1 pseudogene is annotated in these 673 nt (G+C 64.5%); it reads left to right on the forward strand.

What is annotated here, in order from left to right:
- A pseudogene (locus tag ACFO0B_RS28540) lies at positions 1-673 on the forward strand (sensor histidine kinase); the annotation flags it as partial.

Genomic DNA, 673 nt, shown 5'->3' on the forward strand with positions numbered 1-673 from the left:
AGTCGCGGGTCGCGGTGCAGTCCGCCGAGGAGGCGGTGCGGGAGCGGTTGTCGAGTTCGGCGCGGGATGCCACGAGTGGTGCGGTGCGGTCGTTCGGGACGTCGGTGGTGAGTTTGGGTGCCGATGTGAGTCAGGTCGTGTCGGCGGCGTTGCGTGAGCATCGTGATGACGAGGTGTATGCGACGTTGACGCGGATCGATCATTCGGTGCAGCAGATGATCCGGCAGGCGCAGTCGTATGTGATCGTGTGTGGTGGTCTGCCGGGTCGTCGGTGGCCGTCGCAGTCGTTGACCGATGTGGTGGGTGGTGCGACGGGGCGGGTGCGGGATTATCTGCGGGTTCGGTCGAATCAGTTGGATCGGATGGTGATCTCGCGGGCGGTGGAGCCGTTGGTGCACACCCTTGCGACGTTGCTGGACAACGCGTTGCGGTATTCGCCGCCGACGTCGTATGTGGATGTGGGGTTCCAGGAGGGGCATCACGGGGTGACCGTGATCGTCGATGATGCGGGTGTTCGGATGAATTCCGAGCAGATGGAGGAGGCGCGTCAGGTTCTGGCGGGGGAGCGGTCGGTGGATATCCATCAGTTGGGGCCGTCGCCGAAGGTGGGTTTCCCGGGTGTGGCGGCGTTGGCTCGGCGGTATGGGTTCACGGTGTACATCGATGGGCCGAA

This window comes from Nocardia jiangsuensis, from assembly GCF_042650385.1.
GTDB lineage: Bacteria > Actinomycetota > Actinomycetes > Mycobacteriales > Mycobacteriaceae > Nocardia > Nocardia jiangsuensis.